Raw genomic sequence first — 21279 nt, 5'->3', positions numbered from 1 at the left:
GCTTGGGGTGGCCAGGTTAATTTGATAAAGGCTACGGTCGCCGCTCCGCCAGGAGGACGCAAATGAAAAGTTCCTTGGTAGATATGAAAAAGCGTCTCACTGATGGTCAATTGGCGAGGAGCATTGAAATTTATTTTCCGGAGCTTGGGCGGTCAAGTCCAATCATTACGTCGAGAAATTACGGAGATTCCAGCAAAGCCCTATACGCACAGGGGCGGCGGGAAAACGAATGGTGTTGGATCAACGTAATAGAATGGCCACCGGGGCAGCGAATCGTTAATGACTATCCCTACGCATGCTCGATCGAGAGTCGGGGGGATGCATTGTTTTCGGCTATTGTTGTTTCTGCAATCTCGTTGGTGACAGGCGGGAAAATTTACGACGATGCGGGATATCTATGTTCCGGGCATGAATTTTCTTCTGATGAATTCAAGGAAAAATTGCTCGTTGAAGTTAATAAAAAATATTCTTGACCAGAAGTGACCAATCTTAAAAGGGAAATTATGAGGAGGTTTGCGTTTTGGTCACTTATCGTCTTCAGCCCGTTCGCCGCACGGGCACAACAGGTCCCCACTCCGAACGACCAGGCCGCCGCCCGTGCGAACGCTGAGCAGAGTCAGCAGGCGCAACAGCGCCGTGACGCCCAGCAACGCGACGCCACCGTGCAAGCGCCGGGCGTGCGCTCCGATGTGTCACGTCCAGAAGCTTACCCCGTATGCGACTGAGACGCCGTGCTTCCGAATCGATCAACGTACTGAGAGACCTCCAGAATGCATTGAAGGGAAAGCGATGAGTACATGGAAAGATTTTGTTGCCGATTTGACGAAAATCGAATTTCTTCGGCTGGCTAGAGATGAAGCTGTCGAGGATTGGGGGGAAGACATTCCTACAACACTCCTATTCGGAAAGCTAGGGAAGAGTGTCGCAGAAAAATTCGATGAATATTCACCCGAGGACCGGATGTATATCTTCGATATTATCGAGCGTGGCATGAGGGCAGAGAACGTTGATCTGAAGACATTCGTTGCAACGGGTCTATTGGAGTCTCTATACGCGCAAGCAAACAGAGATGGTGCCCTTCTGATGCGTATGGAAGCGCAGCTTGGGAATATGTCGAGAGCATACTTAAAAGATTGGGCAATATGGCATCAATCATGACTATTAAGCGGTTGTCGATCGTGCCATTGTCGGCGTTGGTCACATTCTCTGCGCAGGCGCAACAGACCCCCACTCCGAGCGACCAGGCCGCCGCTGCCCGCGCGAATGCCGAGAAGAACCAGCAGGTGCAACAGCGCCGCGACGCCCAGCAGCGCGATGCCGCCGTGCAGGCGCCGGGCGTGCGCTCGGACGTGCCGCGCCCGGAAGCCTATCCGGTACTGCCGACCGAATCACCATGCTTTCGAATCGACCGCTTCGCGCTCGACGTGCCCGATTCGTTACCGGCCGCCGCGAAAATGCAGGGCGCATCCGCCTTGCCGATGGATCGCTTCGCCTTTGCGCGCGACTGGCTCGCGCACTACGCCGGCCAATGCGTCGGCAAGCAAGGTGTCGACCTGATCGTCAAAGGGGTGTCGCAGGCCATCCTCGCACGCGGCTACATCACGACCCGCGTACTCGTGCCCGAGCAGGATTTGTCCACCGGCACATTGAAGCTTGCCCTGATTCCGGGCGTCATCCGGCACGTGCGTTTCGAGGACGAGAAGTTGCGCGGAACGTGGAAGACCGCGTTCCCGACGCGCGACGGCGAAGTGTTGAACCTGCGCGACATCGAACAAGGGCTTGAGCAGATGAAGCGCGTCTCAAGTCAGGATGTGTCAATGAGGATTGCACCCGGAGATACGCCCGGCGAAAGCGACGTCGTGCTCGACGTGAAGCGCAGCAAACCATGGACCGTTGTTGCGTCCATCGACAATTCCGGTACGCGCGCGACCGGCAAACTGCAAGGCAATGTGTCGCTTGGCATCGACAACCCGCTGGGCCTGAACGACATCTTCAACGTCGGGTTCAACCAAGACCTAGAATTCGGCGACAAGCGCTTCGGCTCGCACGGTTGGAACGCGTTCTACTCGGTTCCTTGGGGCTACTGGACCGGCACCCTGTCGGCCTATACCAGCACGTACTTTCAACCGCTCGCGGCCGTGAACCAGACGTTCGTTGCGAGCGGCAACATGAAGACGGTCGACTTCAAGCTCAATCGTGTGCTGACGCGCAGCCGGAACGATGTGTTCGGTGCGCAGGTTCGCCTGACGCGCCGCTTTGGCGACAGCTACATCGAAGGCACGACGATACCGTCGTCGCACCAGAACGCGACCTTTCTCGAGTTCGGGCTGAACGACCGGCACTATTTCGGCTCGTCGCAGTTCGACGGCTCGCTTGCCTATCGTCAGGGCTTGGGGTGGCTCGGCTCTACCGACAGCATGTTCGCGGCAGAGGGTGGACAGACTTACAGATTCAAGATGGTCGTGTTCGATGCGAATCTGTCGATACCGTTCGCGATCGGTACGCAGCCGTTCAAATATGTGACGACCTTTCATGGTCAGTACACCGGCAATACGGTTTCATACCTCGATAGCGTCACGATTGGCAGCCGTTATACCGTGCGGGGATTCGACGGTGAAACGCTGCTGGCGGGATCGCGCGGGTTTTACTGGCGCAACGAATTGCAGGTCCCCATCGCGCAGACCGGGCTTGCGGCCTATGCCGGTCTCGACTACGGTCGGGTCTGGGGGCCAGAGCCGGTTGCCTTGGTCGGCACGCAGCTCGCTGGCGCAGTGATTGGCGTCAAGGGCAGTGTCGCGACTCGGTTCGGCGGATACGGCTACGATCTCTTCGCGGGTACGCCTGTCTACAAGCCGTCCGGTTTTCCAACCGCGCGCGTGACGCTCGGTTTTCAGGTGACTGCTCAGTTCTGAAGACGCAATGAGCCAAGGTACTTCTGCTGTACGTACACGTCGCAAGCCCGATGTTGCGTATGCCCGTCTGGTCGAAATTGCCGTCGAACAGGGGCTTACGCTTCTGACGCTCGAATGGCGAGGGTTGAAATCCCACTATGAATTCCGCTGCGAGTCGGGCCATGACTTCACGCGCATAGGCACCGTCGCGATGCGAGGCACGATAACTTGCCTCCAGTGCGAACAAGTGCGCGTGCAGCACCGCTTTCAGGAGCTACTGAGTGAACGCGGTTTTGTGTGTCATGAGGGAACCTATCTCGGTCAAACGGCGCGGCAACACTTCACTTGTCGTGCTGGACACGAATGGACAGCTGAAGCACGCAAGATTCTAGATGGCCATGGCTGTCCACGGTGTGCCAAATACGACTTGGCTTCCTGTCTCCTACATTCGGATGGGTTGGAACGTCTTCACGAGGCGGCGACGGAGCGCGGCGGTCGTTGTCTGACTGACACGTATAACGGTATCGCCATGCATTACGAATGGGAGTGTGCCGAAGGCCATCGATGGAAAGCTGTGGCTTACCGAATCGTCGACGGCGGATGGTGTCCGAACTGTGCTCGAATCAAGCGCGGAGAACAGCAACGCGATCCGAAGGGGCTCGAGCGATTGCAGGCCGCAGCGAAGTTACGTGGTGGACAGCTTCTTTCGACGGAGTATCACTTAACAAATTCGAAGTACCGATTTAGATGCGCACGTGGACATGAATGGGCGACGTGGGGACATTTGGTGCTCGGCGGGGCGTGGTGTTGGCATTGCGCCAATCTTGCGAAGCGCCGAACGATAGAGGACATGCAGGCAATTGCTGCGGAGCGCGGTGGCCGATGCTTGAGTACCGAATATCACGGCAATCGAGTCAAATTGACATGGCAGTGCGCACACGGACATGTGTGGGACTCAATGCCTAACACGGTGGTCAATCGTGGCGCGTGGTGCCCGAACTGTTTTCGGTTGCGAATCACACGAGATCCGGCATTGCGCCGGCGCTATGACCGTGAGAGGTAGTGCAAGCTATCGGCAGTATCGGGCGCAGGTGTGGTTGGCCCTTGCGCCAGAACATTGGTTTAAGCCCGTAACCAGCTGACGGCGTAGAGAAGAGCGGCGGAGCATTTTGACCGTGCGCTCTTCTGCAACCAGGATCGTACCTCGGAGTCAGCTTCTTTCCGCCGAGTAGTGCGTATCGAACACCGAACGCAGCGTCGACGGGCCGGTCGCGAAATCGCCCCACAGCGGCCCGTCGTTCTGCGCGAACGCGAACGGTGCCGTACGGATCGACGCGAGACGGAAGCGCCATTGCGCCGCTTCCTGGCGGAAGGCGGTGAGCTGCATGTCGGACAGCGTCGTCTGCGCGCTCGCGAGCGTGACGAGCGGATCGACCGGATTGTTCGCGACGCGCACCTCGAAGTGCAGGTGCGGGCCCGTCGCGGCGCCCGTCATCCCGACCGAGCCGATGCGCTGACCCTGCTTCACGGTCTCGCCCGTCTTGAGGCCATGCGCGAACGCGGACAGATGCGCGTAGTAGGTCGAGTAACCATCGGCGTGATCGACGATCACGTAGCGGCCGTAGCCGCCTGGATCGGTACCGACGAACGAGACGACGCCGTCAGCCGCCGCATCGACGGGCGTGCCGCTCGGCGCGGCGAGATCGACGCCCGTGTGGAACGCCATCGCCTGCGACAGCGGGTGAATGCGTTCGCCGAAGAACGAGCTGATGCGTGTCCACTTGACCGGCATCGTGAAGGCGGCGGCTTCGAGCGGCGAGCCGTCGAGCGCGTAGTACGCGCCGTGCTCGGCGCCCGGCGCGCGGAACCAGATCGCGCCGAACGTGCGGCCGGCGACGCGCAGTTCGAGCGCGGTGAGGCGCGGCGTGCCGTCGCTCATATTGAATGCGACGCGGTAGTAGTCGCCGCGCTGCGCGCTCGCCCGCATCGCGACCTTGCCGCTGACGAGATCGCCGAGCTGGATGCGCACCTCGGGCGGCACGTCGAGATGGTTCAGCGTATCGGACAGCGTGAGTTCGATGTCGCCCGCGCGCATCCCGTGCTGGTTTTCAGGGGCCGCGAACTGGAACAGGTTCGCGTAGCCGAGCATCTCGTTGCGGTGCGCGCTGAGCGGCGCGAACAGCCCCGGCTGCTGGCTGCGGTCGTTGCGTTCGCCGGCATCGTTGCGCTCGCCGATCGTGCGGGCGAGCTCGCTCGTCACGAAATGCTGCGCGGTGGGAAACGGCGTGTCGGACAGCACGCGCTGCGGCAGCGCGGCCGTGCCCGAATCGACGGCGCCCGGCAGTTGCGACACGGCCGGCAGCGCGGCGAGGCCGAGTGCGGCGAGGGCGCCGAGCACGGCGGCCGGCACGAGCGCGCGCGCAATGCGCTGCGCGCGGCCGGGCGCGAAAGCATCAGGGGTAGCGGCAGACTTGACCAAGGTGTCCACATCCAGGAAAGCGGTTCAAAGGGGGTGTGGGCAGGGTCCACCGGCGGCACATCCGTCGGGCAGCGACGGGGCGGGCGGCGGGCGTGCAACAAAACAGGCCCCGCCAGGGGCCTGTATCGTTTCCGTTCGACCCAACGCGCGGGGGGACCCGCTTCGAACGGCGGCGTGCATGCCGGGTCGTACCCGGTTATCACGAAGACGCTAAAGAAAGATGACAGCGTCAGTCTACCGATGTTCCGCGAAACGTTAAAAATTTTAAAGGGGGGTCAGCTCATTCGTTTCGCAGTGCGGTAAATCGGGTTAAATCAGCATTTATTACGACAAATTCCGTCAGTCCGGCAATTTGTGCGCGCGGCTTCGCAGCGCGGCGGACGTTCGCACGGTGTCGAAGCCGGCGTCGAGCATGGCCTCGGCGTCGTTCCACAGGTTGCCGCGCAGCCGGTTGGTCCAGATCATCGACGCGAACACGCCTTCGAGCAACGACACGAGATAGACGGCGGCCAGGTGCACGTCGAGATCGGCGGCGACTTCGCCGGCCGCGATCGCGCGGCGCAGCAGCGCCTTCGTGATCCGCAGCATCTGCAATTCGAGCAGCATGCGGCGCCGCTGCAGCGCGCCGTTCTCCTCGCTCTGCTCGCACTTCGTATAGAGGATCACGAGCACGCGCTGCATCGGGCCCGGCTCGCCGCATTCCTGCAGATAGTGCGACGCGGCGCGCCGCAGCGTGGCGAGCGGGGGCAGCCCTTCGCCCGCGTCGAAGCCTTCCGACGTGCGCGCGAACGCGCGGTCGCACATCGCGAGACACACTTCCATCTTATTGCGGTAGTGGCCATAGACGGCGCCCCGCGACATCCCGGCGGCCTCGGCGAGGTCCGCCATCGCGGTTTGCGCCACGCCTTTCTCGAGCAGCACGAGCTCGGCGGCGTCGAGGATCCGGTGCTTGATGGCGAGCGATTCTTCGCGGGTCTTGCGAGCCATGTCCTGAAATTCCTTACAGTTCGCTGTCGTTTTATTGAGACAGTGTGACGGTCAGATTGAAACGGCGTGTATTTAATCAGTCGCGACTGATTATAATCGGCCACCCTGAGCCGCCGCATTTTATCGGTGGCGAACGATCCGAGGTCACACATGAATAACAATCGCTCCCTGTTGCGCCACCGACTGGCGCCGTTCGCGCTGGCGGCCGTGCTGGCCCTGGCCGGATGTGGAAAGGGCGACAAGGACGCGGCGCCGGAGGCCGCGAAACAGGCGACGGTCGTGACGGTGCGCCCGACGGCCGTGCCGATGACCGTCGAATTGCCGGGCCGGCTCGACGCGTACCGGCAGGCGGAGGTGCGTGCGCGGGTCGCGGGCATCGTGACCGCGCGCACCTACGAGGAAGGCCAGGAAGTGAAGCAGGGCGCGGTGCTGTTCCGCATCGATCCCGCACCGCTGAAGGCCGCGCGCGACGCCGCGCAGGGCGCGCTCGCGAAGGCGCAGGCCGCCGCGCTCGCGGCGAGCGACAAGCGCCGCCGTTACGACGATCTCGTGCGCGACCGTGCGGTGAGCGAGCGCGACCACACCGAGGCCGTCGCGGCCGACACGCAGGCGAAGGCCGACGTCGCTTCCGCGAAGGCGGAACTCGCGCGGGCGCAGTTGCAGCTGGACTATGCGACCGTCACCGCGCCGATCGCGGGCCGCGCCCGGCGCGCGCTCGTGACCGAAGGCGCGCTCGTCGGCCAGGACCAGGCGACGCCGCTCACGACCGTCGAGCAGCTCGATCCGATCTACGTGAACTTCTCGCAGCCGGCCGCCGACGTCGACGCGCTGCGCCGCGCGGTGAAGAGCGGGCGGGCGACGGGCATCGCGCAGCACGACATCGCGGTGACGCTGCTGCGCGCCGACGGCACCGCGTATCCGCTGAAGGGCAAGCTGCTGTTCAGCGATCTCGCGGTCGATCCGACCACCGACACCGTCGCGATGCGCGCGCTGTTCCCGAATCCGGAGCGCGAGCTGCTGCCGGGCGCGTATGTGCGGATCGCGCTCGACACGGCGGTCGACCAGCGGGCGATCCTCGTGCCGCGCGATGCGCTGCTGCGCACGGCCGACCGCACGTCGGTGCGGGTCGTCGGCACGAACGGCAAGGTCAAGGACGTCGAGGTCACGGCCGACCAGATGAGCGGCCATGACTGGCGCATCACGCGCGGCCTCGCGGGCGGCGAGCGCGTGATCGTCGACAACGCCGCGCAGTTCGCGCCCGACACGGACGTCAAGCCCGTCGAGCAGGCGCCGCCGTCGAAGGCAGTGCCGGCAGCGGCCGCTTCGCAGGCGGCCGCCCGTCAAACCTGACTGGTCAACACCACACCACCATGGCACGTTTCTTCATCGATCGCCCCGTCTTCGCGTGGGTGATCGCAATTTTCATCATGCTGGGCGGCGCATTCGCGATCCGCGCGCTGCCCGTTGCGCAGTACCCGGACATCGCACCGCCCGTCGTCAGCCTCTATGCGACGTACCCGGGCGCGTCCGCGCAGGTCGTCGAGGAATCGGTGACCGCGCTGATCGAGCGCGAAATGAACGGCGCGCCGGGGCTGATGTACACGTCGGCCACCAGCAGCGCCGGGATGGCGTCGCTGTACCTGACGTTCAAGCAGGGGGTGAACGCCGATCTCGCGGCCGTCGAAGTGCAGAACCGGCTGAAGACGGTCGAGGCGCGGCTGCCGGAACCGGTGCGACGCGACGGCATCCAGGTCGAGAAAGCCGCCGACAACATCCAGCTCGTGGTGTCGCTGACGTCCGACGACGGGCGGATGACCGCCGTGCAGCTCGGCGAATATGCGTCGGCGAACGTCGTGCAGGCGCTGCGTCGCGTCGAGGGCGTCGGCAAGGTGCAGGTCTGGGGCACCGAGTACGCGATGCGGATCTGGCCCGACCCGGTGAAGATGGCCGGTCACGGCCTCACCGCGTCGGATATCGCATCGGCCGTGCGTGCGCACAACGCGCGCGTGACGATCGGCGATATCGGCCGCGCCGCGGTGCCGGAAAGCGCGCCGATCGCGGCGACCGTGCTCGCCGATGCGCCGCTGAAGACGCCGGCCGATTTCGGCGCGATCGCGCTGCGCACGCAGGCCGACGGCGCCGCGCTTTACCTGCGCGACGTCGCACGCATCGAGTTCGGCGGCAACGACTACAACTATCCGTCGTACGTGAACGGCAAGGTCGCGACCGGGATGGGCATCAAGCTCGCGCCGGGCTCGAACGCGGTCTCCACCGAGAAGCGCGTGCGCGCGACGATGGACGAGCTGTCCGCGTATTTCCCGCCGGGCGTGAAGTACCAGATCCCGTTCGAGACGTCGTCGTTCGTGCGCGTATCGATGAACAAGGTCGTCACGACGCTGATCGAGGCCGGCGTGCTCGTGTTCCTCGTGATGTTCCTGTTCATGCAGAACCTGCGTGCGACGCTGATCCCGACGCTCGTCGTGCCGGTCGCGCTCGCGGGCACGTTCGGCGTGATGTATGCGGCCGGTTTCTCGATCAACGTGCTGACGATGTTCGGGATGGTGCTCGCGATCGGCATCCTCGTCGACGATGCGATCGTCGTGGTCGAGAACGTCGAGCGGCTGATGGTCGAGGAGCGGCTCGGGCCTTACGACGCGACCGTCAAGGCGATGAAGCAGATCAGCGGCGCGATCATCGGGATCACCGTGGTGCTGACGTCGGTGTTCCTGCCGATGGCGTTCTTCGGCGGCGCGGTGGGCAACATCTACCGGCAGTTCGCGCTGTCGCTCGCGGTGTCGATCGGCTTCTCGGCCTTCCTTGCGCTGTCGCTGACGCCCGCGCTGTGCGCGACGCTGCTCAAGCCCGTGTCGGGCGACCATCACGAGAAGCGCGGCTTCTTCGGCTGGTTCAACCGCTTCGTCGCGAACGCGACGCAGCGCTATGCGACGCGCGTCGGCGCGATGCTGAAGAAGCCGGTGCGCTGGCTCGTCGTCTACGGTGCACTGACCGGCGCGGCGGCACTGATGCTCACGCAACTGCCGACCGCGTTCCTGCCGGACGAGGACCAGGGCAACTTCATGGTGATGGTGATCCGGCCGCAAGGCACGCCGCTCGCGGAAACGATGCAGAGCGTGCGGGAAGTCGAGTCGGCCATCCGCCGCGATGAGCCGATCGCGTTCACGTACGCGCTCGGCGGCTTCAACCTGTACGGTGAAGGCCCGAACGGCGGGATGATCTACGTCACGCTGAAGAACTGGAAGGAGCGCAAGAACGAAGACGCGCACGTGCAGGCGATCATCGCGCGCATCAACGAGCGCTTCGCGAGCACGCCGAACACGACGGTGTTCGCGATGAACTCGCCGGCGCTGCCCGATCTCGGTTCGTCGAGCGGCTTCGACTTCCGGCTGCAGAACCGCGGCGGGCTCGACTACGCGACGTTCAGCGCCGCGCGCGAGCAGTTGCTCGAGACGGGCCGCAAGGATCCGGCGTTGACCGACCTGATGTTCGCCGGCACGCAGGACGCGCCGCAGCTGAAGCTCGACATCGATCGCGCGAAGGCGTCCGCGCTCGGCGTGTCGATGGACGAGATCAACACGACGCTCGCGGTGATGTTCGGCTCCGACTATATCGGCGACTTCATGCACGGCACGCAGGTGCGGCGCGTGATCGTTCAGGCCGACGGGCTGCACCGGCTCGATCCGGACGACGTGAAGAAGCTGCGCGTGCGCAACACGCGCGGCGAGATGGTGCCGCTCGCGGCGTTCGCGACGCTGCACTGGACGCTCGGGCCGCCGCAGCTCACGCGCTACAACGGCTTTCCGTCGTTCACGATCAACGGCTCGGCCGCGGCAGGCCACAGCAGCGGCGAGGCGATGACCGCGATCGAGCGGCTCGCCGGGAAGCTGCCGGCCGGCACCGGCTTCTCGTGGTCGGGGCAGTCGTTCGAGGAGCGACTGTCGGGGGCGCAGGCGCCGATGCTGTTCGCGCTGTCGGTGCTCGTCGTGTTCCTCGCGCTCGCGGCGCTCTACGAGAGCTGGTCGATTCCGTTCGCGGTGATGCTGGTCGTGCCGCTCGGCGTGATCGGCGCGGTGCTCGGCGTCACGCTGCGGATGATGCCGAACGACATCTACTTCAAGGTGGGGCTGATCGCGACGATCGGGTTGTCCGCGAAGAACGCCATTCTGATCGTCGAAGTCGCGAAGGACCTGGTCGCGCAGCGCATGTCGCTCGTCGACGCGGCGCTCGAGGCCGCGCGCCTGCGGCTGCGGCCGATCGTGATGACGTCGCTCGCGTTCGGTGTCGGCGTGCTGCCGCTCGCGTTCGCGTCGGGCGCCGCGTCCGGCGCGCAGATGGCGATCGGCACCGGCGTGCTGGGCGGCGTGATCACGGCGACCGTGCTCGCGGTGTTCCTCGTCCCGCTGTTTTTCGTGATCGTCGGCCGCCTGTTCGACGTCGGCCCGCGCCGGCGCGGCGGGGCCCAGCCGGCGACGATGGAGGGTTCTCAATGATGTTTGCGCTCAATGCACGCGCCGCGCTGCGGGCCCAGGTTGCGCTGGCCGCCGCGCTCGCGCTGGCCGGCTGCACGCTCGCGCCGCGTTACGAGCGGCCGGCGGCGCCGGTGCCGGCGACTTATACGCCGGTCGACGGCAGTGCCGCGCCCGCGGCCGAGGTGTCGCCCGCCGACGCCGCGCTGCTCGACGACTGGCGCAGCTACTTTACCGATGCCGCGCTGCAGGCGTGGATCGACGCGGCGCTCGCGAACAACCGCGACCTGCGGGTCGCGGCCGGCCGCCTCGAGGAAGCGCGCGCGCTGTACGGCGTGCAGCGCGCGGACCGGATGCCGTCGGTCGATGCGAACCTGGGCTATGACCGTACGCGCCAGTACGACCCGGTCGTGCGCGAGAGCGCGATCAGCGGGTTGTATCGCGCGGGCGTCGGCGTCAGCGCGTACGAGCTCGACCTGTTCGGCCGCGTGCGCAGCCTGTCGGACGCGGCGCTCGCCGAATATTTCGCGACGGCCAACGCGCAACGCACGGTACGCATCGGCGTGATCGCCGACGTGGCCGGCGCGTATGTGTCGGAGCGCTCGCTGCACGAGCAACTCGCGCTGGCGCAGCGCACGCTGGATGCGCGCCAACGCATGGCCGCGCTCACGCAGCGGCGTTATGCGGCCGGCACGAGCGACGCGATCGAGCTGCGCTCGGCCGAGATGCTGGTGGCATCCGCGCGCGCGTCGCAGGCCGCGCTGGAGCGCGAGCATGCGCAGTCCGTGCGGGCGCTGCAGTTGCTCGCGGGCGACTTCGCGCGCAACGTGCCGGATGACACCACTGCGCTCGACGCACTGTCGATCGCGCCCGTCGCGCCCGGCGCACCGAGTGCGCTGCTCGAACGGCGGCCGGACATCCGGCAGGCAGAGGCACGGCTCAAGGCCGCCAATGCGCAGATCGGCGCCGCGCGCGCGGCGTTCTTCCCGCGCATCACGCTGACGAGCGACTACGGCTCGGTCAGCGATGCGTTCTCGAGCCTGTTCGCCGGCGGCACGAGCGTGTGGACGTTCGCGCCGCGCCTCACGCTGCCGATCTTCGCGGGCGGCCGCAATCAGGCGAACCTCGACGTCGCGAACGCGCGCAAGCACATCGCGGTCGCCGATTACGAGAAGACGGTGCAGACCGCATTCCGCGAAGTGGCCGATGCATTCGCCGCGCGCGACTGGATCGATCGCCAGCTTGCCGCGCAACAGGACGTGTATGCGGCCGACGGTGCGCGATTGAAGCTCGCCGAGCGCCGTTACGCGGGCGGTGTCGCGACGTATCTGGAACTGCTCGACGCGCAGCGCAGCACGTACGAGTCGGGGCAGGAGCTGATCCGCCTCAAGCAACTCAGGCTCGCGAATGCGATCACGCTGTATCGCGCGCTCGGCGGCGGCTGGTCGCCGGCGTCGGCGGAGGCCGCGGCATCCGCGTGATGCCTGTCGCCTGACGCGACAACGCGTCGGGCGGCATGACGGCGGCGGTACGCTTCGACGTGCCGCTGCCGCTTTCTTCGATCCATACCGCTGTTCCGGCGATATCTTCCCCCTCACTGACAGGCTGGCCAGGACGTTTTCATCCTGCCGGAACGCGCACGTGCGCGTTCCGGGGCAGCCCTCGTCGTGCGACCGCTCGTGTCGCGATTCCGCGCAAACGTGTGCGGGCCATTTTTCCTTCCTGCGCTGCCGCGATACGGACCGGACGACGGGTTCCGGCGACCGCTCATGCATGTGATTTACGATCAGGAATTGACGGTCGAATTAATCAATATATTGGAAATAATGAGAGCGGCAAAGTGTCGCAGTAAAACGTTTGTATTCTTGCCGCAATCGTTTGCGCGAAAAAATTGAATTGATTGAATCGCGGTTTAATTTCCTGTTTGTTGAAAATGATTTGATATTGCCGTTGTCGTTCTGCAACGATGGCGGCATTGGACAATGCTTTGTCCTTTCCGACGATGATTTCGCGGAAGTCAATCCCAGCAAGGTGGAGCGGGGCGGCTCCGGCTATCGATCGAAAATTTCCTTAATCTTCAATTGCTTCCGGAAAATAAAAAAGGACTGCGGATAAAAGTTGAAGGATTGTAAATCGCCAGGAAAGAGTGTGGATTTAGAGGGGTAAATCGGACATTGTCAGATGCATTTGACAATGATTTACAGAAAACTTTCACGATTATCTCGATAATGCCGCCTCGTGTCGGACGGAAGCCACCATGCGCTGCCGTTTGTGTCCGCCACGTCAACTACTCCATTTGCAGTCCTTACGGGAAACGTCATGAAAAAATCCATCCTGACCGCTGTCGCACTCGCGGCCCTGTCGACCTCGGCCTTCGCAGCGGGCACCGGCACGATCAACTTCACGGGCGAGATCGTCGCGGGCGCATGCGGCATCGATTCGGGCTCGGTCAACCAGACCGTGAACCTCGGCAAGGTGCCGACCAACGTGTTCAAGCAGGCTGGCGACAAGTCCACGCCGACCAACTTCGACATCAAGCTGACCGACTGCGACACGAGCGTCGCGCAGAACGCGTACTTCACGTTCACGGGCACGTCGAGCGCAGGCCAGCCGAAGCTGCTCGCGACGATCGGTTCGGCGACCAACGTCGGTATCCGCCTGCAGGCAGCGTCGGGTGAATACCTCGACAACGGCGCCGAGCAAAAGGCGCCGACCGTGCTGCAGAACGGCACGAACATCGCGCGCTTCGCTGCGATGTACGAAGCGACCGCAGCCGGCGTGACGCCGGGTACCGCCGAAGGCGTCGCGAACTTCACGGTTCGCTACCAGTAAGCCGCCGTGCCGGGGAAGGGTGCGCGCACCCTTCCTCGTTCGCTTTTCCTCCTTTTCTCCCTTCCTGGACTTCCGGTAGCGCCGCGTGCGAATCAGACATTCCTTCCTTTGCGTCTCCGTGCTGGTGGTCGGCAGCCAGAGCCATGCGACGGAATTCAATTCGTCGTTCCTGAACATCGACGGTTCGAACAACGTCGATCTGTCGCAGTTCTCGCAGGCGGACTTCACGCTGCCGGGCGAGTACATGCTCGACGTGCAGGTCAACGACCTGTTCTACGGGCTGCAGGCGATCGAATTCATCGCCGTCGATACATCAGGGGCGGGCAAGCCGTGCCTGCCGCCGGAACTCGTCGCGCAGTTCGGGCTGAAGCCGTCGCTCCTGAAGGACCTGCCGCGCTTCCAGGGCGGACGTTGCGTCGACCTCGGCGCGATCGAGGGCGCGACCGTGCGCTACGTGAAAAGCGACGGGCGGCTCAAGATCACGATTCCGCAGGCCGCGCTCGAGTTCACCGATTCGACCTACCTGCCGCCGTCGCGCTGGTCCGAAGGGATTCCGGGTGCGATGCTCGACTATCGCGTGATCGCGAACACGAACCGCAACTTCGGGACGGGCGGCCGCCAGACGAATTCGATCCAGGCCTACGGGACGGTGGGCGCGAACTGGGATGCATGGCGCTTTCGCGGCGACTACCAGGCGCAATCGAACGTGGGCAATACGGCCTACGCGGACCGCACGTTCCGCTTCAGCCGGCTTTACGCATTTCGTGCGTTGCCGTCGATCCAGTCGACGGTGACGTTCGGCGACGACTACCTGACTTCCGACATCTTCGACACGTTCGCGTTGACGGGCGCGTCGATCCGCAGCGACGATCGCATGCTGCCGCCTTCGTTGCGCGGCTATGCGCCGCTGATCTCGGGTGTCGCGCGCACCAACGCGACCGTGACCGTGTCGCAGGCAGGCCGCGTGTTGTACGTGACGCGCGTGTCGCCGGGCGCCTTCGCGCTGCAGAACATCAATACGAGCGTGCAGGGCACGCTCGACGTCGCGGTCGAGGAAGAGGACGGCAGCGTGCAGCGCTTCCAGGTGACGACGGCCGCCGTGCCGTTCCTCGCGCGCGCCGGGCAATTGCGCTACAAGGCCGCCGTCGGCAAGCCGCGCCAGTTCGGCGGCGCCGGCATCACGCCGTTCTTCGGCTTTGGTGAAATCGCCTACGGTCTGCCGTTCGACGTCACGGCGTACGGCGGCTTCATCGCCGCGTCGGGTTATACGTCGATCGCGCTCGGCCTGGGCCGCGATTTCGGCGCGTTCGGCGCGCTGTCGGCCGACGTCACGCATGCGCGGGCGAAGCTGTGGTGGAACGGCGCGACGCGCAACGGCAACTCGTACCGCATCAACTATTCGAAGCACTTCGACGGGCTCGATGCCGACGTGCGCTTCTTCGGTTATCGCTTCTCCGAACGCGAATACACGAACTTCGCGCAGTTCTCGGGCGACCCGACCGCGTACGGCCTCGCCAACAGCAAGCAGCGCTACTCGGCGACGCTGTCGAAGCGTTTCGGCGATACCTCGACCTATTTCTCGTACGACCAGACGACCTACTGGGAACGCGCGAACGAGCAGCGCGTCGGCCTCACGCTCACGCGGGCGTTCTCGATCGGCACGCTGCGCAACCTGAACGTGAGCGTGTCGGCGTTCCGCACGCAGAGCGCCGGTGCAAGCGGCAACCAGGTCTCGGTCACCGCGACGTTGCCGATCGGCGGCCGTCACACCGTCACGTCGAACCTGACGACGGGCAGCGGCAGCACGAGCGTGAACGCGGGCTACATCTACGACGATCCGGACGGCCGTACCTACCAGGTCAACGCGGGTGCGACCGACGGGCGTGCATCGGCGAACGCGAGCTACCGCCAGCGCTCGTCCGCGTATCAGCTGACCGCGCAGGCGTCGACGCTCGCCAATGCGTATGCGGCGGCATCGCTCGAAGTCGACGGTTCGTTCGTCGCGACGCAATACGGCGTGTCGGCGCACGCGAACGGCAATGCGGGCGACACGCGCCTGCTGGTGTCGACCGACGGCGTGCCCGACGTGCCGCTGTCCGGCACGCTCTCGCACACCGATTCGCGCGGCTATGCGGTGCTCGACGGCATCTCGCCGTACAACGTGTACGACGCGACCGTCAACGTCGAGAAGCTGCCGCTCGAAGTGCAGGTGACGAACCCGATCCAGCGCATGGTGCTGACCGACGGCGCGATCGGCTTCGTGAAGTTTGCCGCCGCGCGCGGCAGCAACCTGTACCTGACGCTGACCGACCCGGCCGGCAAGCCGCTGCCGTTCGGTGCATCGGTGCAGGACGTGGCGAACGGCAAGGAACTCGGCATCGTCGGCGAGGGCGGTGCGGCGTTCCTGACCCAGGTTCAGCCGAAATCCACGCTGGCGGTGCGTGCGGGCGAACGCACGCTCTGCACGATCGACACGCTGCCGAACCAGCTCCAACTCGAAGGCACGCCGATTCCGGTGACGTGCCAGACGCCCGGCGAGTCGCATGCAGCGGCCGCACGGGTCGAACGATGAATTCACGGATCCCGCGATGAAACATTCCTTCTCCCTTTCCTTTCCGCGGCGCGCATGGTGCGTGCTCGCGACCGCCGGCGCGCTGTTCGCAGGCGCCGCGCAGGCGGCGATCGTGCCCGATCGCACGCGCGTGATCTTCAACGAAGGCGAACAGGCCGCGATCGTCACGATCACCAACAAGAGCGCGACGTACCCGTATCTCGTGCAGTCGTGGCTCGAGGACGCGAAGGGCAACAAGATCACGTCGCCGCTGATGGTCGTGCCGCCGCTGCAGCGCGTTGAGGCGAACGAGCGCAACGTGCTGCGGATCGCGAAGCTGCCGGGCACCGAGCTGCCGGCCGATCGCGAAACGGTGTTCTACCTGAACATCCGCGAAGTGCCGCCGAAGACGGATACGCCGAACACGTTGCAGATCGCGCTGCATACGCAGATGAAGCTGTTCTACCGCCCGAAGGCCGTGCAGCCGGCGCGTGACGAGGACTGGACGTTGCCGATGACGTTGCGGGTCGACTCGGCCGCGCACACGCTCGTGTTCGACAATCCGACGCCGTATCACATCACGATCGTCAACCTGGCTTCGGGGGCGCAGAAGACGCCCGTGCCGCTGGAGCCGGTGATGGTGAGCCCGATGAGCAGGACGGACGTGCCGTTCAAGGCCGCGACGCCGTCGACGCTGTTCGTCACGCATGTCGATGATTACGGTGGCCAGGTGGCGGTGGAGTATGCGTGTGAGGCAGGGGCTTGCAAGAGCGTGAAGAAATGAGCGGGGGCGCAAGACAACGCCTGTCGCCGCTCGCGGCATGGCTGCGCTGGGTCGTGCTCGCGATGCTGATCGCGGTGGTGCAGCCGGCATGGGCGCTGCGCTGCCTGAGCGACGGCGGCGCGGATTCGCTTACCGAGCCGATCGGCGGCGTCGCATCGTATCCGACGGACGCGCAGGACGGGTACGTGATCTGGGTATCGCCGCCGCGCACGACGACGGGGTACTGCTACAAGGACTACGGCGGGGACGCACTGGCCTTTTCCGAGAAGGTTTACTTCTACGCGAACCCGAGAATGCAGGATCCCGCCGCATGGGGACTGGAAATCGGCATTCGCTATGGTGGCCGGGACTATTTCGGCCTGGGTAGCGGGCTGGGCGCGCGCGTGGAAACCACCACCGAAGTGGGTCCGTGTTCGCCCCGGGACTTTGCATGGGGGCGCTGCGAGAAGGTGCCACTCAGCATTACCTATCAGGTGGTGGTGCGCAAGAAGGGTCAATGGATGCAGCCGCCGAACGATATCTATGCGGTCTTCCAGTTCGACGGCAAATACGGCCTCAACGCGGCCCGATCGAGTTTTCAGTACCGGCTGAGCGGGTTGTCGCGCCTGAAGCCGACACCGTGCCTCGTCGACGTGCTGGTGACGCCCGAGCCCGGCATCGTCAATTTCGGTCAGGTGCAGGCGTCCGGCAATGGCTTCCTGCCGGCCGTGCCGCGCCGGCGGTTCTCGTTGTCGCTGACGAAGAAATGCAGCATCCCGATTCGCGTCGACGGCTATTTCGAGGCGACCAAGGGCACCGTACAGAACGGTTTGCTGGTGCCGGCAGCGAACAGCAATTTCGGGATCGGCCTCGAGGATAGTCAGGGCAAGGCGATCGAGTTCAACAAGCAGTTCACGCTCACGCAGTTTGCGGCCAACGTTGCGAATCAGACCGTGATGCTCGATGCGGTGCTCAAGTCGTTCGGACCACCGAAGATCGGGCCGTTTGACGCAGCCGCCACGATCCGGATTTTCCTGTATTGAGCGTGGTGCGGTGTGAGCGGCGTGCGCCGCGCAACATGCTGCGTGCACTGAATTTTCATTGATGTACGGACGGAGGAGAAGGGGATGCATCCGAGACGCAGTGTCGTCGCGGCCGTGCTGGCCGTGTCGGCAATGAGCGCGGTTCACGCGCAGACGGTATCGGCCGGCGGTTATTCGCTGACGGTGATTGGAGACCTGGGCGGGCCGCGCGACGTGCAGTACAACGGCAATGCCGTCAGTGCGGACGGCAAGACGATCATTGGTTCCTACTGGAGCGAAGCGCAGCCCGGTGGCTCGATGGCCTTCTCTTGGTCGGCCGCGACGGGCTGGCAGCGGCTGGCCGCGCCGGCGAACGCCTATGACTCGCAGGCACAGACGGTGTCGGCCGATGGGCAGGTAATCGGCGGCTCGATCAGCGCGCGCCAGGCGGACAGCAGCAACCTCGATCGATGGGCGGTGCGATGGCCCGGCGACGGTCGCACACAGAAACTCGTTCCGGATACGGCCGGCCGGGGCGCAAGGGTCGACGTTGCGAACCTCGCCGGCACGAGGATGGCGGGCAGTTTTACGACGACAGGCGGCCGGAATGCACGGTTCATGTGGGACCAGCCGAGGGGTTTCCGCGAGTTGCCGCCGGGCGGCGACTATCTCGTGCAACTGCTCGCGATGACCTCGTCCGGGAATGCTGCAACCGGGTTCGCCGGCAATGTCGACGGCGTGTATGGTTCGCGCGCGCTCCTTTGGACAGAACGAACCGGCGAACGACTGTTGCCGACGATCAACGCGGGCGCGGCCAGAATGGATATGGCCCGTGGCGTGACCGAAGACGAACGGACGATCGCCGGCTCGCTCGGCACTCTCGTGGACACGCCGGATGGACAACGGCTCGATTCGGAAGCCGTGCTGTGGACGAACGGCGGCGACAGCATCCAGCGGCTCGGTTTTCTCGAAGGCGATGACAGCAGCTACGCGTTGTCGATCAGTATGGACGGGCAGATTGTCATCGGTGGCTCGAGCAACGAGCAGACCGGTGTCGCGCGTGTCTTCGTCTGGACGCCGCAAAGCGGCATGCGCAGCCTCGTTGCGTTGCTCGAAGCGGCCGGCCTGTCGGCCGGCACGCTGAATCTGAGCCGCGTGATCGGCGTGAGCCCTGATGGGCAGACCATCACGGGGCAGGGCTATCGCGAAGACGACCCCGACGGGAGGCCGCAATTCTGGCAAGTGCACATCGATGCGGCGACGCTGCGCGCATTGCGGCCGGCGAGCCCGGGTGCGGACGCATCGCGCGTACGGGCGTCGCAGCCGAAGGCGATGTCACGCATGCTGGCGGCAAAGCCGAACGCCGCGATGCAGCGAGATGTCTGCCGCATGCCGGTCACCCCGGCGCGGCTGGTGCAATGCCGGCTGCTGCCGGCCGCACGCTAGCGATCACGGTCGCAATCAGGTAAAGCGATGAAGCAAGGCGCCGGTTCCCCGACGCCTTGTGTCGTTTACCGCACCCAGCGGCAAACCTTGTGATGGTGATGCTCGAAGTGACACACGCGGTGCGGATGGGCTTCGGCGATCGCCGGCACGAGCACGGCGGCGGCGAGCGCCGCGACGGTCAGGGTCTTGAGTAGCGTCTTCATGTTTGAGGTCCTGTCGTTGAATAGTGGGTCACGGGAGCGGCGGCGCGTTACCACTGCGGCCGCTGATCGTCGCGATGGTCGTCCCGGCGATCGTCGCGGCGGTCGTCATGGCCGCCGCGATGCTGAGCCTCCCAGTCGCGGCGCTCCCAGTAGCGATTTCCGTCCCAGTAACGATCGCCATGCCAGCCGATCGTGACTTCGGCCGGGCCCGGATAGGCGACGCATCCGGTGAGCATCACGCTCGACAGCGCGCCCAGCATGACAGCGGATAGCACGATGGATTTCATGTTTGTTCTCCCTGGGGAAACGGCACGTCGATCGTACGGGCCCTCAAAATTTCACGTGGTAAGAAGTTGCTACCGCGCATGACACGACGCCCCAGGCGTTTCGTCGGAACCCCGTGAAAGCAGCGGCAGCCGTATCCGCCGGACAGACACGTCGATGCCGCCTGCCACGACCGGCGGCATGCGTCCCATCTGCCCCGCCAACGATTCCGCCGATTGTTCAGACAAATCCTGACAACCGAAAGGGTCATTTCGTAATCGTATTGAGAATGATTTGCGTTTACGTTAAATTTCGCTATCTCGGAATTTGACGGAGCAGATCGATGGCGATGGCGGAAGTGCTCGACCGACCGGCGGCGGCAGCGGCAAACCCGTTCCTCGGCAGTTATCCCGACCGGCCGCCGCGTGCGCGCCGCACCGCGGAGCCCCGTGCGCAGGGTGCGTTGCTGGACGTGCTGATCTCGCATCGGGCGATGCTCGTCAATGTCGCGCGCGGCTTCGTCGGCTGTGCGAGCCGCGCCGAGGACGTCGTGCACGACGTGTTCGTGAAGCTCGTCGAATTTCCGAACCAGGACGCGGTGCGCCAACCGGTCGCGTACGTGACGCGGATGGTGCGCAATGCGTCGATCGATGCGTGCCGCCGGCAAAGCCTCGAGAACGTCTATCACACGGAAGAGGACGACGGCTTCGACGTGCCGTCGCCCGAGCCGACGCCGGAAGCCGCGCTGCTGACGCGCGACACGCTGCGGCGCGTGTGGGCGGCGCTCGACGACCTGCCGGCGCGCAGCCGCGCGGCGTTCGAGATGGTGCGGCTGCGCGAGGAGACGCTGCAGACCGCGGCGCGCGCGCTGAACGTGTCGCAGACGCTCGTGCATTTCATGGTGCGCGACGCGGAGCGCCACTGCGCGGAATGCCTCGACGCGTGCCATCGCGGCGTCGCGTGCCCGGTGTTCCTGGGCGGCCGCGCACGGCGCCGGTAAAAAACCGCGCCGGCCAAACGTCTATCAGTCAGGAGCGGCCGAAACCGCCGCTTCGCCACCTTCAACCGCCTCAGCGATTTCCGATCATGACGCAAGCCACGACGCCTTCCGCCGACACCGATGACCTCGTCTACGCGGTCGTCATCAACGACGAAGAACAGTATTCGATCTGGCCGACGTTCCGGCCCGTGCCGGCCGGCTGGCGCGAGATCGGCGTGAGCGGCCCGAAAGCCGACTGTCTCGCGCACATCGAGACCGTCTGGACCGACATGCGCCCCGCGAGCCTGCGCCGCGCGATGGACGGCGAGCGCGCATCGCGCGCGTCGTGACCCGCTGCGCCGTGATCCGGCGCGCCAC

General features: G+C 64.8%; 17 protein-coding genes and 1 pseudogene. 14 read left to right on the top strand and 4 right to left on the bottom strand.

Annotation, left to right across the window (positions count from 1 at the left end; genetic code table 11):
• Positions 1-62 precede the first annotated feature (62 nt).
• The 4 genes and pseudogenes from QZM35_RS11845 (at position 63) to QZM35_RS11830 (ending at position 2912) form a co-directional block, all read left to right on the top strand.
• Entirely contained in the window at positions 63-473 is a 411-nt protein-coding gene (locus QZM35_RS11845) for a hypothetical protein (protein WP_143329829.1), read from the top strand.
• Between the two features lie 30 nt (positions 474-503).
• Positions 504-750 (top strand): annotated as a pseudogene (locus tag QZM35_RS11840) (ShlB/FhaC/HecB family hemolysin secretion/activation protein); the annotation flags it as partial.
• 39 nt (positions 751-789) lie between these two features.
• On the top strand, positions 790-1158 hold the full coding sequence (locus QZM35_RS11835) for a hypothetical protein (protein WP_174974553.1): 369 nt from the start codon (positions 790-792) through the stop codon (positions 1156-1158).
• Entirely contained in the window at positions 1155-2912 is a 1758-nt protein-coding gene (locus tag QZM35_RS11830) for a ShlB/FhaC/HecB family hemolysin secretion/activation protein (RefSeq protein WP_174974551.1), read from the top strand. Before QZM35_RS11835 ends, QZM35_RS11830 begins: the two co-directional genes overlap by 4 nt.
• Before the next feature lie 1189 nt (positions 2913-4101).
• Here the strand turns inward: QZM35_RS11830 and QZM35_RS11825 are convergent.
• Positions 4102-5370 carry a M23 family metallopeptidase gene (locus tag QZM35_RS11825; protein WP_301775955.1) on the bottom strand — a complete coding sequence of 423 codons (1269 nt, stop codon included), beginning with the start codon at positions 5368-5370 and terminating at the stop codon, positions 4102-4104.
• A gap of 339 nt (positions 5371-5709) precedes the next feature.
• Positions 5710-6357 (bottom strand): TetR family transcriptional regulator, encoded by a 648-nt coding sequence (locus QZM35_RS11820; RefSeq protein WP_089425370.1) that lies wholly within the window; start codon positions 6355-6357, stop codon positions 5710-5712.
• 150 nt (positions 6358-6507) lie between these two features.
• On the opposite strand from QZM35_RS11820, the gene QZM35_RS11815 reads away from it, so the two are divergent.
• The 8 genes from QZM35_RS11815 to QZM35_RS11780 all read left to right on the top strand — a co-directional run bounded on the left by QZM35_RS11815 (position 6508) and on the right by QZM35_RS11780 (position 19455).
• Positions 6508-7707, top strand: a complete 1200-nt coding sequence (locus tag QZM35_RS11815; RefSeq protein ID WP_089461018.1) for a MexX/AxyX family multidrug efflux RND transporter periplasmic adaptor subunit — start codon at positions 6508-6510, stop codon at positions 7705-7707.
• A gap of 20 nt (positions 7708-7727) precedes the next feature.
• Positions 7728-10865 (top strand): multidrug efflux RND transporter permease subunit, encoded by a 3138-nt coding sequence (locus QZM35_RS11810; RefSeq protein WP_174974545.1) that lies wholly within the window; start codon positions 7728-7730, stop codon positions 10863-10865.
• On the top strand, positions 10865-12322 hold the full coding sequence (locus tag QZM35_RS11805; RefSeq protein WP_301776059.1) for an efflux transporter outer membrane subunit: 1458 nt from the start codon (positions 10865-10867) through the stop codon (positions 12320-12322). The genes QZM35_RS11810 and QZM35_RS11805 overlap by 1 nt, the downstream gene beginning before the upstream one ends.
• Positions 12323-13160: 838 nt before the next feature.
• A complete protein-coding gene (locus QZM35_RS11800; protein WP_089425375.1) occupies positions 13161-13673 on the top strand; it encodes a fimbrial protein in 513 nt (170 codons plus the stop codon).
• Positions 13674-13791: 118 nt separating this feature from the next.
• Complete coding sequence (locus tag QZM35_RS11795; RefSeq protein WP_089425376.1) at positions 13792-16245, top strand: fimbria/pilus outer membrane usher protein; 2454 nt, start codon at positions 13792-13794, stop codon at positions 16243-16245.
• A 16-nt stretch (positions 16246-16261) separates the two neighbouring features.
• Positions 16262-17008 carry a molecular chaperone gene (locus tag QZM35_RS11790; protein WP_089425920.1) on the top strand — a complete coding sequence of 249 codons (747 nt, stop codon included), beginning with the start codon at positions 16262-16264 and terminating at the stop codon, positions 17006-17008.
• The gene (locus QZM35_RS11785; protein WP_089425377.1) at positions 17005-18030 is read left to right on the top strand and encodes a fimbrial protein; all 1026 of its coding nucleotides are present in this window, start codon (positions 17005-17007) and stop codon (positions 18028-18030) included. Before QZM35_RS11790 ends, QZM35_RS11785 begins: the two co-directional genes overlap by 4 nt.
• Before the next feature lie 114 nt (positions 18031-18144).
• Positions 18145-19455 carry a calcium-binding protein gene (locus tag QZM35_RS11780; protein ID WP_254600238.1) on the top strand — a complete coding sequence of 437 codons (1311 nt, stop codon included), beginning with the start codon at positions 18145-18147 and terminating at the stop codon, positions 19453-19455.
• A 65-nt stretch (positions 19456-19520) separates the two neighbouring features.
• On the opposite strand, the gene QZM35_RS11775 is transcribed toward QZM35_RS11780, so the two are convergent.
• Together QZM35_RS11775 and QZM35_RS11770 are read right to left on the bottom strand one after the other, a co-directional pair.
• Positions 19521-19658 (bottom strand): HHHH-motif protein, encoded by a 138-nt coding sequence (locus QZM35_RS11775; protein WP_163008971.1) that lies wholly within the window; start codon positions 19656-19658, stop codon positions 19521-19523.
• 47 nt (positions 19659-19705) lie between these two features.
• Complete coding sequence (locus tag QZM35_RS11770; RefSeq protein WP_046545673.1) at positions 19706-19945, bottom strand: hypothetical protein; 240 nt, start codon at positions 19943-19945, stop codon at positions 19706-19708.
• Positions 19946-20265: 320 nt separating this feature from the next.
• Here QZM35_RS11770 and QZM35_RS11765 point away from each other — a divergent pair, with 320 nt between their 5' ends.
• Together QZM35_RS11765 and QZM35_RS11760 are read left to right on the top strand one after the other, a co-directional pair.
• A complete protein-coding gene (locus tag QZM35_RS11765; RefSeq protein ID WP_089425379.1) occupies positions 20266-20922 on the top strand; it encodes an RNA polymerase factor sigma-70 in 657 nt (218 codons plus the stop codon).
• Positions 20923-21008: 86 nt separating this feature from the next.
• Positions 21009-21251, top strand: a complete 243-nt coding sequence (locus QZM35_RS11760; protein ID WP_301775954.1) for an MbtH family NRPS accessory protein — start codon at positions 21009-21011, stop codon at positions 21249-21251.
• Positions 21252-21279 lie beyond the last annotated feature (28 nt).

This window comes from Burkholderia sp. AU45274, assembly GCF_030482505.1.
Taxonomy (GTDB): Bacteria; Pseudomonadota; Gammaproteobacteria; order Burkholderiales; family Burkholderiaceae; genus Burkholderia.
Note: the sequence above shows the minus strand (reverse complement) of the source record. Positions and strands in the feature narration are given on the sequence as shown.

Bases quoted from the DNA above. Each gene is read 5' to 3' on its own strand.
- QZM35_RS11845 (WP_143329829.1), top strand. From the start codon at position 63: ATGAAAAGTTCCTTGGTAGATATGAAAAAGCGTCTCACTGATGGTCAA.
- QZM35_RS11835 (WP_174974553.1), top strand. From the start codon at position 790: ATGAGTACATGGAAAGATTTTGTTGCCGATTTGACGAAAATCGAATTT.
- QZM35_RS11830 (WP_174974551.1), top strand. From the start codon at position 1,155: ATGACTATTAAGCGGTTGTCGATCGTGCCATTGTCGGCGTTGGTCACA.
- QZM35_RS11820 (WP_089425370.1), bottom strand. From the start codon at position 6,357: ATGGCTCGCAAGACCCGCGAAGAATCGCTCGCCATCAAGCACCGGATC.
- QZM35_RS11815 (WP_089461018.1), top strand. From the start codon at position 6,508: ATGAATAACAATCGCTCCCTGTTGCGCCACCGACTGGCGCCGTTCGCG.
- QZM35_RS11810 (WP_174974545.1), top strand. From the start codon at position 7,728: ATGGCACGTTTCTTCATCGATCGCCCCGTCTTCGCGTGGGTGATCGCA.
- QZM35_RS11805 (WP_301776059.1), top strand. From the start codon at position 10,865: ATGTTTGCGCTCAATGCACGCGCCGCGCTGCGGGCCCAGGTTGCGCTG.
- QZM35_RS11800 (WP_089425375.1), top strand. From the start codon at position 13,161: ATGAAAAAATCCATCCTGACCGCTGTCGCACTCGCGGCCCTGTCGACC.
- QZM35_RS11790 (WP_089425920.1), top strand. From the start codon at position 16,262: ATGAAACATTCCTTCTCCCTTTCCTTTCCGCGGCGCGCATGGTGCGTG.
- QZM35_RS11785 (WP_089425377.1), top strand. From the start codon at position 17,005: ATGAGCGGGGGCGCAAGACAACGCCTGTCGCCGCTCGCGGCATGGCTG.
- QZM35_RS11775 (WP_163008971.1), bottom strand. From the start codon at position 19,658: ATGAAGACGCTACTCAAGACCCTGACCGTCGCGGCGCTCGCCGCCGCC.
- QZM35_RS11770 (WP_046545673.1), bottom strand. From the start codon at position 19,945: ATGAAATCCATCGTGCTATCCGCTGTCATGCTGGGCGCGCTGTCGAGC.
- QZM35_RS11765 (WP_089425379.1), top strand. From the start codon at position 20,266: ATGGCGATGGCGGAAGTGCTCGACCGACCGGCGGCGGCAGCGGCAAAC.
- QZM35_RS11760 (WP_301775954.1), top strand. From the start codon at position 21,009: ATGACGCAAGCCACGACGCCTTCCGCCGACACCGATGACCTCGTCTAC.